This is a genomic window from Bradyrhizobium sp., assembly GCF_022844465.1.
In the GTDB taxonomy this organism is placed as follows: Bacteria; Pseudomonadota; Alphaproteobacteria; order Rhizobiales; family Xanthobacteraceae; genus Bradyrhizobium.
This window is the reverse complement of the sequence record NZ_JALHLP010000008.1, coordinates 43,419-56,702: the sequence shown is the minus strand read 5'-3', so window position 1 is coordinate 56,702 and position 13,284 is coordinate 43,419. Positions and strand designations below refer to the sequence as shown.

The 13,284-nt window shown below is 66.1% G+C and carries 13 protein-coding genes; 1 reads left to right on the top strand and 12 read right to left on the bottom strand.

Annotated features, from left to right (window positions below):
- Positions 1 to 261: 261 nt before the first annotated feature.
- The 11 genes from Q0D31_RS14700 to Q0D31_RS14650 form a co-directional block, all read right to left on the bottom strand.
- On the bottom strand, positions 262 to 2,325 hold the full coding sequence (locus Q0D31_RS14700; protein WP_291852135.1) for a HAMP domain-containing methyl-accepting chemotaxis protein: 2,064 nt from the start codon (positions 2,323 to 2,325) through the stop codon (positions 262 to 264).
- Between the two features lie 50 nt (positions 2,326 to 2,375).
- Positions 2,376 to 3,158, bottom strand: a complete 783-nt coding sequence (locus Q0D31_RS14695; RefSeq protein ID WP_291852132.1) for a carbonic anhydrase family protein — start codon at positions 3,156 to 3,158, stop codon at positions 2,376 to 2,378.
- Positions 3,159 to 3,592: 434 nt separating this feature from the next.
- On the bottom strand, positions 3,593 to 4,462 hold the full coding sequence (locus Q0D31_RS14690; RefSeq protein WP_291852129.1) for a LysR substrate-binding domain-containing protein: 870 nt from the start codon (positions 4,460 to 4,462) through the stop codon (positions 3,593 to 3,595).
- Position 4,463: 1 nt separating this feature from the next.
- Complete coding sequence (locus Q0D31_RS14685; RefSeq protein WP_291852126.1) at positions 4,464 to 5,489, bottom strand: NAD(P)-dependent oxidoreductase; 1,026 nt, start codon at positions 5,487 to 5,489, stop codon at positions 4,464 to 4,466.
- Positions 5,486 to 6,292 carry a phosphonate ABC transporter, permease protein PhnE gene (phnE, locus tag Q0D31_RS14680; RefSeq protein ID WP_291852123.1) on the bottom strand — a complete coding sequence of 269 codons (807 nt, stop codon included), beginning with the start codon at positions 6,290 to 6,292 and terminating at the stop codon, positions 5,486 to 5,488. The genes Q0D31_RS14685 and phnE overlap by 4 nt, the downstream gene beginning before the upstream one ends.
- A 4-nt stretch (positions 6,293 to 6,296) precedes the next feature.
- A complete protein-coding gene (gene phnD, locus Q0D31_RS14675) occupies positions 6,297 to 7,169 on the bottom strand; it encodes a phosphate/phosphite/phosphonate ABC transporter substrate-binding protein (protein WP_291852119.1) in 873 nt (290 codons plus the stop codon).
- 29 nt (positions 7,170 to 7,198) lie between these two features.
- Positions 7,199 to 7,960, bottom strand: coding sequence for a phosphonate ABC transporter ATP-binding protein (gene phnC, locus Q0D31_RS14670; RefSeq protein ID WP_366518523.1), 762 nt, complete (start codon positions 7,958 to 7,960; stop codon positions 7,199 to 7,201).
- A 178-nt stretch (positions 7,961 to 8,138) separates the two neighbouring features.
- Positions 8,139 to 8,483: a hypothetical protein gene (locus tag Q0D31_RS14665; RefSeq protein WP_291852116.1), complete on the bottom strand. Its 345-nt coding sequence runs from the start codon at positions 8,481 to 8,483 to the stop codon at positions 8,139 to 8,141.
- Between the two features lie 276 nt (positions 8,484 to 8,759).
- A complete protein-coding gene (locus Q0D31_RS14660; RefSeq protein ID WP_291852428.1) occupies positions 8,760 to 9,584 on the bottom strand; it encodes a substrate-binding domain-containing protein in 825 nt (274 codons plus the stop codon).
- A gap of 22 nt (positions 9,585 to 9,606) precedes the next feature.
- The gene (locus Q0D31_RS14655; RefSeq protein WP_291852112.1) at positions 9,607 to 10,329 is read right to left on the bottom strand and encodes an ATP-binding cassette domain-containing protein; all 723 of its coding nucleotides are present in this window, start codon (positions 10,327 to 10,329) and stop codon (positions 9,607 to 9,609) included.
- Between the two features lie 2 nt (positions 10,330 to 10,331).
- Positions 10,332 to 11,024 carry an ABC transporter permease gene (locus Q0D31_RS14650; protein ID WP_291852106.1) on the bottom strand — a complete coding sequence of 231 codons (693 nt, stop codon included), beginning with the start codon at positions 11,022 to 11,024 and terminating at the stop codon, positions 10,332 to 10,334.
- Positions 11,025 to 11,111: 87 nt separating this feature from the next.
- Between Q0D31_RS14650 and Q0D31_RS14645 the strand changes: the two genes are divergently transcribed.
- On the top strand, positions 11,112 to 11,996 hold the full coding sequence (locus Q0D31_RS14645) for a helix-turn-helix transcriptional regulator (RefSeq protein WP_291852103.1): 885 nt from the start codon (positions 11,112 to 11,114) through the stop codon (positions 11,994 to 11,996).
- A gap of 16 nt (positions 11,997 to 12,012) precedes the next feature.
- On the opposite strand, the gene Q0D31_RS14640 is transcribed toward Q0D31_RS14645, so the two are convergent.
- The gene (locus Q0D31_RS14640; protein WP_291852100.1) at positions 12,013 to 13,278 is read right to left on the bottom strand and encodes a threonine ammonia-lyase; all 1,266 of its coding nucleotides are present in this window, start codon (positions 13,276 to 13,278) and stop codon (positions 12,013 to 12,015) included.
- Positions 13,279 to 13,284: the final 6 nt, after the last annotated feature.

Genomic DNA, 13,284 nt, shown 5'->3' with positions numbered 1-13,284 from the left:
CGATATTTCTCTTGCGTGAAAATGCTGTGGTCATGGCCCCCGCCTTCAGCCAGCGGCGGGTCCTACGGTGCTATCCGGGTGGCGCCCAACCGCTCATCGATTTTGATTGTTGACGCAACGTCATCGACCTACTCCGGCTACACGACACAACTCGGGGCTACCCGAACGGGAAGCCCCCCTGGATTTGATGCGGCACGAAACTCACGCCGCCCGACGCAGGCGGCGCTGACTTGCGCCGTCCTGCGTCGCCGCTGGTTTGCCTTACGCGGCGCGCACCGTCGCCAGGAACTTGGCGATTTCGGTCTTGAGCCGGGTGCTTTCGACCGAGAGCGACTGCGCGGCGGAAAGCACTTGCGCCGACGCCGATCCGGTTTCGCTGGCGCCACGCTGCACGTCGGTGATGTTGGAGGCGACGAGCGAGGTGCCCTGCGCCGCCTGCTGCACGTTGCGCGAGATCTCCTGGGTGGCGGCACCCTGCTCCTCGACGGCCGAGGCCACCGTGGCCGAGATTTCGGAGATTCGCCCGATCGTGGTGTTGATCCCGGTGATCGCGGCGACCGAGCCGCGGGTCGCTTCCTGGATTCCAGCGACCTGGCTGCTGATTTCGCCGGTCGCCTTGGCGGTCTGCTCGGCCAGCGTCTTGACTTCCGAGGCGACCACCGCGAACCCCCGACCGGCCTCGCCGGCACGCGCCGCCTCGATGGTGGCGTTGAGCGCCAAGAGGTTGGTCTGGCCCGCGATGGTGTTGATCAGCTCGACCACGTCGCCGATGCGGGTCGCCGCCTGCGACAGCGAGTTGATGTGCTCGTTGGTCTCGCGCGCCTGGACCACCGCTTCGCCGGCGATCTTGGCGGCTTCCTGCACCTGCCGGCTGATTTCGCTGACGGTCGCCGCCATCTCCTCGCTGGCGGAAGCCACGGTCTGCACGTTGGTCGAGGCTTCCTCGGAGGCCGCGGCCACCGCGGTCGAAAGCTGTTCGGTGGTCTCCGCGGTCTTGGTCAGGGTGCCGGCGGAGGCCTCCAGCTCGGTGGACGCCGAGGCGACGGTCTCGATCATTTCGCCCACCGCGCTCTCGAAATGGTCGGCAAGCTTGTGCATGTCGGCCTTGCGCTCGGCCGCGAGCTTGCGGTCGATCTCGGTCTTTTCCTCGGCCTCGCGCTGCGCCTTCTCGGCCGCCTTGAGCTTGAAGGTTTCGACCGCCTGCGCCATGTCCCCGACCTCGTCCTTGCGGCCGAGACCAGGCAGCACGACCTGGAAATTGCCTTCGGCGAGTTCGCGCATACCGGCGCACAGCCCGACGACCGGCTTCGAAATCGCACGTCCGATCAGCCATGCGAGGGCCAGGCCGAGAATCATCCCGCCAAGCGCGATAACAACGATCAAGGTGTTGGCCCAGGCGATCAGGCTGGTCACCTCATGCTCGATCTTATGCTCTTCTGCCGTCTCGCTCTCCTTGATCGCCGCCGCTTCGGCGGCGATCATCCGAGCCGCCTTGCGCATCTCGCCATTCATAAGCTCATTGACTTCCCTCGAGTCGTGCATGGCCTTGACGAAGGCGTCGTGGAACTTGTCGGCGCCGGACTTGACATCATCAAACTGCTTGCGTGCATCCGAGATCGGGATTGCCTTGTCGAACGATGCAAGGACCAACTTGAGATTGGCAAACGCGGTTTCGGCGATCTTGACGGCGGCCTCGTCATGGCGGGCAAGCGCCTTGTCGGCATTGAGACGGACCTGCATGACCAGCTTGATGGCTTCGCCGGAGAGAATCATCATATTGCTGTTGCCAGCCTGCGCGGCAGCGTTCTTCTGCAACTGTTCGAGGTCGATGCGCAACTTCTGCCCAACCGGATCGAGCACCTCCTTGACCAGTTTTGCCTGCTCACGCTGCATCGGAACGACCTTGTCAAAATCCTTTGAATAGACGTTGAACTGATCGGAGATTGCCTTCACTTTTGCGAGCCGCTCGGGATTCTTGACGGATTTCAATGCCTGGTCAAGCCGCTCGCGCACGATCTTGCGCGTCTTGTCGGCGGCGGCGAAATTCTCTTCCATATTTTCCGACGTCTCGCCGGCATAGCGCCGAAACGCCAGGAACTGCCGATCGATGTCGCTAATGACGGCGCCATTGCTCACCTTGCGGGCGTAGTCGGAAAAATCCCGATCAATCTTTCCAAACTCCACATAGGAAATTGCCGAAATCAGGCCCGTTATGACCAGAACGAGACTGAACCCACTCATGATCTTAGTGCTGATCTTGCGGTTGGTGAAAAATCCGAACAGGCCGGACGAGGCGCCGCCGGTGGACAGTGAAGCGTTGCTCATGGTGTTATCTCCTTCAGACAAGCAGTGACGGGAAAAAGCGGAAGCGTCGATCAGGAAGCGTCGATCAGGAAGCGTCGGTTGCGGCTTTGAACCGGACGCGCATTCCTGGGAAACAGGGCGGCGAACTTCCGGATCTGGTCGACGGATGCTTCGACCGGCTCCTTGTGGACGGTCCAGGTCAGGCCCTCCGAGCAGGGTGGCGTCGTCAGCGATCCCATGTAGCGGAAGTAGCCGCCGTTCTTCGGCAGGATCGCCGCGAGATCAATCGTGCCGCCCGCGCGCACTTCGGGACCTTGCCTGGCGGGCATCTGCTCGAAGAATGTCTTCAGGGCGGCGTTCGCCGCGCCGGGCCGGATGAACACTCCGGTCACCGCGAGCGCGCCGTCGCCAGACTTGTGGACGAAGTGGCATTCGAGATCGAAGCCCTTTCCCGCCAGCAGATGCTCGCTCGGATGATGCAGATGAAACTGCAGCAATTCGTATCGCGCGCCGCCGATCACGCAGGCGCTGCCAGGATCGGCGTTAAACTGGATGGTATGGCCATTGTTGACGATGCGTAGCGGCAGCGGCTTGTAATCGTAATCGACAGAACCGACGTCGCCCTTGATGCCGTTGCTGAGGTCGATCGGCGTCTGCTCCAGGCCGAGCTGGCACATTCTGAAATCGGATTGCAGTTCGCCCCATTTCTCGGGGTTGCCGTCGCCCTCATAGCTCCAGTGAGCAGCCGCCGCGCCGCCGCGCGCCGGCGCGTCGGAGGCGAGGGTTGCCTGCGCCTTGATGCAGCACGCACACGCCAATGCCCCGCGCATCAGCATACGACGATTGATCGACATCTGAGAACTCCGCAATTTAATGCCCCGCAAGGGCAGGTTGATCGGCTTCGAATCGACTTCTAACCCGCAGTAGGCGAACAGGCCGTCAGCAGCATCCGAAGCGGGAATGTTTCGGAATCGGAACTGCCGTGCTCCTTGAAACAATGGAGCTCACACGCTTAGTTAAGGTTAATTTCGCACGCCGTAGAAATACGGCCGTATCGAGTCCGCTGCCGCGATGGCCCGCGGCCGACCCGGCTGAAGCATTGTCGGTTTGATTGAATCAGAGCCGAAGCCCCCTGAGGCCGAGCAGGGCCGACAGCAACAATCGATGCGGCCTGGACTCAAATACACTTGCTATCTCGCGGGCTGCGACACCCAGCAAAGGTTGAAGAAAGAAAGCATGAGACGCCAGAGATTGCAGCGCTCCGGAAAATCGAAGCTGGTTTACTGGCTCAGCCGCGCCGCCAGCCTTGCGACGCCGCGAACAGAGCCATCGCCGGCGCGGTCGCGGGCAACGTCCCGGGGACGACCAGGCTGATCGCCTTTTCGAGTTCGACGCCTTCGATCCGAAGCGCAACCAACTGCCCGGCGGTGACTTCGTCGGCGACCGCCGCCTGCATGACGATCGAGGTGCCGCAACCGGCGCGGACCGCGCGCTTGACGGCCTCGGTGCTTCCGAAGCCGTCAATGATCGCCAGCGACTGCGCGAGCGCCCCGAGTTGCCGGCGCAGCAGGTGACCGGTGCCGGTACCGGCTTCGCCGCCGAGCAGCGGCTCGCGCTGCAACTCGGCCACCGACACCGATCCAAGGCCGGCCCAGCGATGGCCTGACGCGACGATGACCACCAGCGGCTCGCGCGCAAAGGTGCGCGCGGTGAAGCCCCGCCTTCCGTCCCACCATTCCATCACGGCGGCGTCCGCCTCGCCGCGCTCCAGCCGGGCGACCACCTCGGCATTCGATCCGATCCATTGCTCGACCGCGATGCCGACGTCTTGCCTGAAGGCCGCAAGATGCGGCTGCAACAGATAGGTGCCGACATTGCTGGATGCGGCCAGGCGCAGCGCGGGAAGGTGAACGAGGCTGCGAACACGCCCGGCGGTCTCGACCAGCGAGCGCGCCAGCGGCAGCAGCCGCGCGCCCTGCTCGGTCGGCTCGGCGCCGCCGCGTCGACGGACCAGCAACGGCGCGGCCAAGGCCGCCTCGAGCTGGCGGATATGGTCGGCGACGGTGGAGGGCGCGAGATCAAGTTGCCGGGCGGCGGCGCGAACGCCCCGCGCCGCGATCACGGCCACGAACGAGCGGGCATGAATCAGGTTCAGCATGTCATCCGGTCGATGCAGCGATTGCAGCCCCCTGCGCCGGAGGGTTGACGGCCCCACCCGGTGTCCTGCCGGCCAGCGCGTCGATAATGCTGGTCGCCGCCGCGAGCTCGATCTGTCGCCGCACCGCCGTCACCGCCGATCCGATATGCGGCGTCAGCACGGTGCGCGCGCCCGGCCGGGTCAATCGCGGATCGATCGCCATCGGCCGGCCAGAGCGTGCCCAATCCTCGCATTCGAAAACATCGGCGGCATAGCCGCCGAGATGACCGCGCTCAAGCGCGTCGGCCACGGCGGATTCATCGACCAGCGAGCCGCGCGCGGGGTTGACCAGCAGCGCCCCGCGCCGCATCCGGCTGATCGCTTTCGCGTCGATCAAGCCGGTAGTGGCCGCGGTCAGCGGCAGGCCCAGCACCACGATGTCGGCCGATGCCAAAACGTCCTCCAACGCCATCGGCTCGATATCGACGCCCGCATCGATCGGCGCGGCGTCGAAGGCCGTGATGCGGCAGCCGAACCCGGAGAGACGGCGCGCGATGGCCTGCCCGACCCGCCCGAACCCGACAATCCCGACAGTGGAGCCGGCGATGCCGGTGCCGTAAAGCCGCGGCCGCCAGCCGGCGAATCCCGATTGGCGGATTGCGGCGTCGCCGGCGGTGATGTGGCGGCCGAGCGCGATGATCAATCCGATCGCCAGTTCGGCAGTCGGCTCGGTCAGCAGGTCCGGAACGATCGTGACCTGAACGCCGCGTTCGCTCGCCGCATCGACATCGATATTGTCATAGCCCTTCAGGGCGGCGCCGATCACCTTCAGCTTCGGACAGCGCTCGAGAAAGGGCCGATCGATGCAGTCGGTCATGAAAGCCATCAGCCCGGTCGCTTCACGGCAGCGCGCGATCACCTCGTCGTAGCTCCATCGCTCGGGCTGCTCATTGGCGACGACGCGGGCGGCGCGCTCCAGCACGGCGCGGGTTTCGGGAAACACCCGGCTGGTCAGCACGACGAGCGGCAATTCTGGCGGCGCATTCACTTGAGCGATTTCCGCAAATAGGCGCCGACGCTGTCGACCACCACGACGCAGGCTAGGATCGACAGCAGGATCGCCGAAACCTGGTCGTAGTTCAGAAGCCGGAGCGCCGCGATCAGCTCGAAGCCGATTCCGCCGGCGCCGACGATGCCGAGCACCGCGGAGGCGCGGAAATGATACTCCCAGCGGTAGATCGTGACGTCGGTGAGCTGCGGCAGCACCTGCGGCAGCACCGCGTGCTGGATCACCTGCATCGGGGTCGCGCCGGCCGCGCGCGCCGCTTCCAAGGGCTTGGGATCGACGTGCTCGATCGCCTCGGCGTAGAACTTGCCTACCATGCCGATCGAATGCAGCGCCAGCGCCAGCACGCCGGGAAGCGCGCCGAATCCGACCGCGGCGACAAACAGGACGCCGAGGATGATCTCCGGCACCGAGCGCAGGAACGCCAGCAACGTCCGCACCGCCAGATAGATCGCCGGATGCGGACTGGTGTTGGGCGCGGCCAGCAGCGCCAGCGGCAACGACAACACCACGGCGAGCGCGGTTCCCGCGATCGACATCGCCAGCGTATCCAGGAGCGGCCGCAACCAGGTCCGCCAGCGGCCGAAATCCGGCGGCACCATCTCGGAGGCGAGCGTCGCGATCGCCGGCCCGCTTTCCAGGAAGCGCTTGGCGTCGAAGAAGCCCGTCGCCGCCAGCGCGGCGACGCAGGCGGCGACAACCAGTGCGACGAGGCCCGCGCCGCGCAAGGCGGCGCGGCGCTGCCCGGCCAGAATGGCGTCGAAGTTGTGCGAAGCGACCTTCATCGGCTCACAGCTTGGCAAGGTCGAGGTCGAGCACCTTCGCCATGTCGCGCAGCACGTCGTAATCCCGATCGGTCGCCGCCGCGATGGCTTCGACGCGGAACAGCTTGAGGATCGCCGGATCCTTCAGCTCCAGGAACGCCCGCTTGATGGCGTCCTTGAGTTCGGGCCGCAGGAAGCCCTGCATCGTCATCGGATAGTTCGGGATCGGATCGGACAGCGCAATCTGCCTGAGCCTGGCGGCATCGACCTTCTGGTTCTCGACCAGCACCCGGTAAATGGTTTCGGACAGCGCGCCGGCCGGCACCTGCCCGGCGGCCACCGCGCGCGCGACCGCGTCGTGCTGGCCGAGATGGATCACCTTGTAGTCGGCATCTCCGATCAGCCCCTGCTTGGCGAGCAGCGCGCGCGGCGCAAGATGGCTGGAGGTGGAAGCGCGGTCGCCGAACGCGAACGGCTTGCCCTTGATGTCGGCGATTTCCTTCACCGGACCATCAGCGGTGGCGATCACGATCGAGCGGTAGTTGGGCTTGCCCTTTTCGACGCCGACGCCGAACGGTTCGATCTCGGGCGCCTTCGACTTGGCGAGCACATAGGAGAACGGTCCGAAATAGCCGACCTCGATGCGGCCGAACCGCATCGCCTCGATCATCGAGGAATAGTCGGTGGTGACGATCATCTCGACGGGCTTCTTCAGCACGTCCTCGAGATACTTCTTGAGCGGCTGCGCGTTCTGGATGATGGTCGCTGCGTTCTCGTCAGGCAGCAGCGCGACGCGCAGTCTGTCCGGGTTCGACCTGTCGGCGGCGAATACCGGGCCGGCAAGCGCGCACAGGCCGGCCGCGGCCGATGCAAGCAGGAAGTTGCGACGTTGAATCATCTGGCTACTCCGTTGGATGGCAAGCTTCGTCACGCCGCCGCGGCCAAGCTGTTCTGGCGGTCGTTCGCATAGATGTGGTCGAGCATTCCGGACTCGAGCTGGTCGGGCGTTCCCTCGAAAACAATGCGACCTTGCGCCAGAGCGATGATGCGATCGGCGAACCGCGCCGCCAGATCGATCTGGTGCAGGCTGACGATCGCGGTGATGCCGTCCTCCCGGCAAATCCGGTGCAGATCCTCGAGCACGCGAACCGAGGTGGCGGGATCGAGGCTTGCGACCGGCTCGTCGGCCAGCACGATCTCCGGCTGCTGGGCCATCGCGCGCGCGATGCCGACGCGTTGCTGCTGGCCGCCGGACAATTGGTCGGCGCGGTCCAACGCCCGCTCGGCGAGCCCGACCCGGTCCAGCGCCTCCAGCGCCAACAGGCGGTCGGCGCGCGGCAGCGGAAACATCGACCGCACCACGCCATGCGCGGCGAGCCGTCCGGTGAGGACGTTGTCGAGCGCCGACAGCCGGCCGATCAGATGATGCTGCTGGAACACCATGCCGGTCCGGCTACGATGCGCGCGCAACTGGGAGCGGCTGGAGAAGATCGAGCCGCGGCCGTCGACGCAGACCTCGCCCGAGGTCGGCCGGACCAGCCCATTGAGGCTGCGCAGCAGGGTCGATTTTCCCGCGCCCGACGTGCCGAGAAGGACAGTGAATTTCCCGCGCTGAAAGACGGCCGAAGTCGGCTGGAGCGCGACCACGCCGTTGCGATAGGTAACCGTCACGTTCTTCAGCGATAACATGTCGAGCCCCGCGGCCTGTTCGAGAGAACCGAACAATGCCGGTCATTGTTCGCGAGTCTCGACTAGCAGGGCTCCGTGACGGAGGGATGACATGGGGGACCGCGCGTCCCGCCGCGCCGCGCGCAAGCATTGCGCAGAAAAAAAGCCCGCGTCGCTGCGGGCTTTTTGTCTTGCCATCTCACCAGCCGCGGTGGCCGCCGAAGCTGAAGGTGATGCCGGGTCCGCCGCCGTAATAGCCGGGATGGCCGTAGTAACCGTGGTGACGCGGCGCGTAACCGTAGCTGCTGTAATACGGCCGATGGTGCCGGTGGCCCCAGTGATGACGGTGCCCATGGTGGCGGTGGCCCCAATGGCGATGGCCATGCCAGTGGCCGTGACGTCGTCCGGCGCTGATGTCGGTGGAAGATTCCGCGACATTTGCGGATGTGACCCTGGCCTTCACCGCGCCGTCGCCGGCGTTGGCGGCCGAGCCGCCGATCAGCGCCGCGCCACCCACGGCAAGAACGATAGCTAGCTTTCTCATGACTGAACTCCACTGTGATGTGCGCACTATAACGGGCGGGCGAGCCTTACGTTCCGGCTGCGACATTAAGGTCCCGACAGTTGCGTGAACGCACATTCATGAAGGTGAACGGCCGGGCTTCGCCCCGGGTTCCAGCCGAGCGCGCCACGCTTCGGAAAGATCGGAGCCACGATCATGTTCCATGCCGAATGAGCTGGATTGAGAAAGTCGATGGAGGTGAACGGCGCGGTTCATTGATGGGCAGAACCAGAACCGTCGTCGAAAACCGCGCCGCCATCATGCGCCGGAATCGCCGGCATTGGGATAGAACAACTGCTCGCCATTGACCTTGTAGTCGGCGATCGCCCTCTGCCCCTCCGACACCAGCCAGTCGATGAACTGCTGGCCGAAATCCTTCTTGACGCTCGGATGTTTCTCGGGGTTCACCAGCATGACGCCGTACTGGTTGAACAGGCGCTTGTCGCCTTCGACCGCGATCATGAGTTCGCCGCGGTTCTTGAATGACAGCCAGGTGCCGCGGTCGGCGAGCACATAGGCGTTCGCGGCCGAGGCGGTGTTGAGCGCGGCACCCATGCCCTGCCCGATCTCCTTGTACCAGGGGCCCTTGTCCCTGGCGATGTCGATGCCGGCGAGCTTCCAGAGGTTGAGTTCGGCCTGATGGGTACCGGACTTGTCGCCGCGCGAAATGAAGTCCGCGCCCTTCGCCTTGATCGCGACGAGTGCCGCCGTGATGTCCTTCGATCCCTTGATGCCGGCCGGATCACCCTTCGGGCCGACCAGGATGAAGTCGTTGTACATGACCGGGTAGCGCTTGACGCCGAAGCCGCCGGCCAGAAACTTCTCCTCCGCCGCCCTGGCGTGGACGAACACCACGTCGGCGTCGCCGCGCCGCGCGGTGTCGAGCGCCTGCCCAGTACCTTGCGCCACCACCTTCACGTCGATGCCGGTCCTGGCCTTGAACATCGGCAGGATGTGGCCGAACAGGCCGGAATCCTGCGTCGAGGTGGTCGAGGCCACCAGGATCGATTTCTCTTGCGCGGAAGCGCTGCCGCCGAATACCAGCGTCGCGGTCACCGCCATCAGCAGGCGGCGCGTGAGCATCTTCATCCTGTTCTCCCTTCCATCAGACCAGTAATTCACCGGCGAGGAACGCCCTCGCCGCGGCGGTTTGCGGCGCGTCGAAGAACGCCGACGCAGCGGCGGCCTCCACGACGCGGCCGCGGTGGAGCATGACGATGTCGCCGGCCAGCCGGCGAGCCTCGCCGAGATCGTGGGTCGCCATCACGACCTTGATGTTGCGCTGGCCGACTTCGCGAATGACGTCCTCCACCGCCTTGGTGGCGGTGGGATCGAGGCTCGCCGTCGGCTCGTCAAGGAACAGCACCGCCGGATCGCGCGCCAGCGCCCGCGCCAGCGCCAGCCGCTGCTGCTCGCCGCCGGACAATTTTCGCGCGGCGCGGTCCGCCAGCGCTTCGAGGCCGACCAGTTCAAGCAGTTCGCCGCATCGCCGGGCGCGTTCGGCGCGCGGGACGCCGGCGGCGCGCAGCGCGTAGCGGATGTTGGCGCCGGCGCTTCGCCGCAGCATCGTCGGGCGCTGAAACACGATCGCGCGTTTCAACGGCGCGGCGTTCTCCCGCCCGCCCCAGCTGATGCGGCCGCGCGACGGCGCCAGCAGCCCCATCGCCAGCCGCAGCAGCGTGGTCTTTCCCGAGCCGTTGGGACCGATCAGCAGCGTCGGCGCGCCCGGCGTGAATTCGAGCGTGAGATTGTCAAGGATCGTGACCGCGCCGGCCGCGACCGTGACGCCATCGAACACGACAGGCAGTTCGGAGAACGGCGCGCGCATGGTCACCCCGCCCATCGTTCGCCGGCGCGGCGCGCGGTCCAGGCCAGCGCGTTGACCGCGATCACGATTGCGATCAGCACCATGCCGAGGCCGACCGCCAGCGGCAGGTCACCCTTGGAGGTTTCCAGCGCAATCGCCGTCGTCATGGTGCGGGTGAAGCCTTCGATGTTGCCGCCGACGATGATGATGGCGCCGACCTCGGCGGCCGCGCGGCCGAAGCCGGCCAGCAGCGCCGTGACCAGGCTGAAGCGCGCATCCCACACCAGCGTCGCGACCCGGCCGAGCGGGCCGATGTTCATCGCCGTGAGTTCGTCGCGGTACTCGATCCAGAGGTCCTCGATGGTCTGCCGCGCCAGCGCGGCGATGATCGGCGCCACCAGAATGGTCTGAGCGATGATCATGGCGCGCGGCGTGAACAACAGGCCGAAGGAGCCGAGCGGCCCGGAGCGCGACAACGCCAGATAGACCGCAAGACCCACGACAACGGGCGGCAGACCCATCAGGGCGTTGAGCCCGACGATGACGCCCTGACGGCCGGGAAATCGCGTCAGCGCGAGGAACGCGCCAAAGGGGATGCCGATCATCGCGGCCAGCAGCACGGCGGACAGGCTGACATAGAGCGACAGCCGCACGATGGCGAACAGCGCGGCATCGCCGCTGAGCACAAGATGAAGGGCGGATACGTCGTCAGGCATCGGGATTTCCGGTTGCGCCATCTTGCGCAGATCGTTCTGATATGGTCAATTTTCGTAACAATTGCACTTTTCTGCATATTGGTGCCTATGCCAGAGCTCCTGACAACCGAAGAAGCCGCCGACTATCTCCGGCTCTCGGAGCGCAAGCTTTACGAGCTGGTGGCGAGCCGGACGGTTCCCTGCAGCAAGGTCACGGGGCGCTGGCTGTTCCCGCGCGGGGCGCTCGACCGCTGGGTCTCGGCCGGCCTGATCGCCCAAGCCGGCCTTTCGCAAGCCGCGCCGCCGATCGTCGGCGGCAGCCACGATCCGCTGCTGGAATGGGCGCTGCGCGACAGTCATTGCGGCCTCGCCAGCCTGCCGGAGGGCAGCGAGGAAGGTCTGCGGCGGCTGATCCGCGGCGAGGTGATGATCGCGGCGATCCATCTGCACCGTCTCGACGGCGACGATGAAGCGGCCAATGTCGATAGCGTCGCCGCCGCGCCGGGCTTGCATGACGGGGTCGTCATTGCATTCGCCCGGCGCGAGCCAGGCATAGTGGCCGCGCCGGGCAATCCGCTGGGGCTTTCCGACATCGCCTCGGTCGCCGCTTCGCGCGCGCGGATGGCGCAACGGCCAACCGGCGCCGGCGCCCAGTTGCTGCTGCTGGCGCTGCTGGCGCGCGCCGGCATCGGGCTCGATGAACTCAAATTGGCCAAGCCTGCGTTTCCGACCGGGCCCGACATCGCGCAGGCGGTGCGTTCGGGCCGCATCGATTGCGGGATCGCCACCCGATCGGTGGCGCTTGCGGCCGGGCTCGATTTCCTCCCCCTCGCCTGGGAGCGTTTTGATCTCGTGCTGCGGCAGCGCGACTATTTCATGCCGGGGCCGCAGGCGCTGTTTGGCTTCATGCGGCAGGCGAGCCTGCGCGATCGCGCCCGTGAACTCGGTGGCTATGACGTCGGCGAGGCCGGAATGGTGCGGCTGGTGAATTGAGCTGGTGATCCGGCCCTCATCGCCGCCCCGGCAGCCATGCGGTGAAGCCGGCTTCGCCGAGCTTTTTCATCACGTCCTCCAGATGCGCCCGATCCCGGGTTTCGATCACCACTTCGAGCAAAGTGCCCTTGGCGGGCAAGTCTGAAAACGTGCGCTGGTGCGAGACCTCGATGATGTTGGCGCCGGCCTCGGCCAGCAGCGCCGAGACCGCCGCCAGCTGGCCGGGCCGGTCGACGATGTCGATGGCAATCTGGGTCAGCCGTCCCTCGCGCGCGAGCTCGCGGGTCAGCACCGAGGCGATCAGCCGGGTGTCGATATTGCCGCCGGTCAGCACCAGCCCGACATTGCGCCCGGCGAAGCGCTCGGGCGCGGCCAGCACCGCGGCGAGGCTCGCGGCGCCGGCGCCTTCGACGACGGTTTTTTCGATCGCGATCAGCAGCGCCAGCGCGCGTTCGATCTGGTCTTCGCTGACGAGGATGATGTCATCGACGAGGTCGCGGACGATTTGGGTGGTGATCCGGCCCGGCGCCTTGACGGCGATGCCTTCGGCCAGCGTGTCGCCGCGCATCGGCAGCCGCTTGCCGTAGATGGCGTTGTACATCGAGGGGTAAAGTTCGGCCTGGACGCCGACGATGCGAATATCCGGCTTTATCGATTTCGCCGCCACCGCCATGCCGGACACCAGCCCGCCGCCGCCGATCGGAACCACCAGCGTGTCGAGATCAGGCGCCGCCGCGAGCATTTCCAGGGCGACCGTGCCCTGGCCGGCGATGATCAGCGGATCGTCATAGGGATGGATCAGGGTCATGTCATGCGCGGCGGCATGGGCGCGCGCGAACGCGCCGGCCTCCTCCAGCGTCGCGCCTGAAATGACGATCGCGGCGCCGTGGCGCCTGGTGTTTTCGACCTTCACCATCGGCGTGCCGACCGGCATAACGATAACGGCGGGAATGCCGAGCAGGTTGGCGTGGTAGGCCACGCCCTGGGCGTGGTTGCCGGCCGACATCGCGATCACGCCGCGCCGCCGCTCGTCCGGCGACAGCGCCTGTAGCCGGTTGAGCGCGCCGCGCTCCTTAAAGCTGGAGGTGAACTGCAGGTTCTCGAATTTGAGCCAGAGCTTGCAGCCGCAGATTTCGCCGAGCGTCCGGCTCTGGTTGCATTCAGTGACGCGAACCGCGCCGGCAATGGCCGCGGCCGCGGCCCTGATGTCATCGGGCGTGACGGCAAGGCGGCCGGGCTTTGGCGGAGTATCCAACGACGGGGTCTTGGGGGCGTTCGGCATCAGGGG

What these genes read in the sequence shown, in the direction of transcription:
- Q0D31_RS14640 (WP_291852100.1), bottom strand. Translation starts at nt 13,278, where the DNA reads ATGCCGAACGCCCCCAAGACCCCGTCGTTGGATACTCCGCCAAAGCCC.
- Q0D31_RS14690 (WP_291852129.1), bottom strand. Translation starts at nt 4,462, where the DNA reads ATGCTGAACCTGATTCATGCCCGCTCGTTCGTGGCCGTGATCGCGGCG.
- phnD (WP_291852119.1), bottom strand. Translation starts at nt 7,169, where the DNA reads ATGATTCAACGTCGCAACTTCCTGCTTGCATCGGCCGCGGCCGGCCTG.
- Q0D31_RS14650 (WP_291852106.1), bottom strand. Translation starts at nt 11,024, where the DNA reads ATGCCTGACGACGTATCCGCCCTTCATCTTGTGCTCAGCGGCGATGCC.
- Q0D31_RS14645 (WP_291852103.1), top strand. Translation starts at nt 11,112, where the DNA reads ATGCCAGAGCTCCTGACAACCGAAGAAGCCGCCGACTATCTCCGGCTC.
- Q0D31_RS14665 (WP_291852116.1), bottom strand. Translation starts at nt 8,483, where the DNA reads ATGAGAAAGCTAGCTATCGTTCTTGCCGTGGGTGGCGCGGCGCTGATC.
- Q0D31_RS14695 (WP_291852132.1), bottom strand. Translation starts at nt 3,158, where the DNA reads ATGTCGATCAATCGTCGTATGCTGATGCGCGGGGCATTGGCGTGTGCG.
- phnC (WP_366518523.1), bottom strand. Translation starts at nt 7,960, where the DNA reads ATGTTATCGCTGAAGAACGTGACGGTTACCTATCGCAACGGCGTGGTC.
- Q0D31_RS14655 (WP_291852112.1), bottom strand. Translation starts at nt 10,329, where the DNA reads ATGCGCGCGCCGTTCTCCGAACTGCCTGTCGTGTTCGATGGCGTCACG.
- Q0D31_RS14700 (WP_291852135.1), bottom strand. Translation starts at nt 2,325, where the DNA reads ATGAGCAACGCTTCACTGTCCACCGGCGGCGCCTCGTCCGGCCTGTTC.
- phnE (WP_291852123.1), bottom strand. Translation starts at nt 6,292, where the DNA reads ATGAAGGTCGCTTCGCACAACTTCGACGCCATTCTGGCCGGGCAGCGC.
- Q0D31_RS14660 (WP_291852428.1), bottom strand. Translation starts at nt 9,584, where the DNA reads ATGCTCACGCGCCGCCTGCTGATGGCGGTGACCGCGACGCTGGTATTC.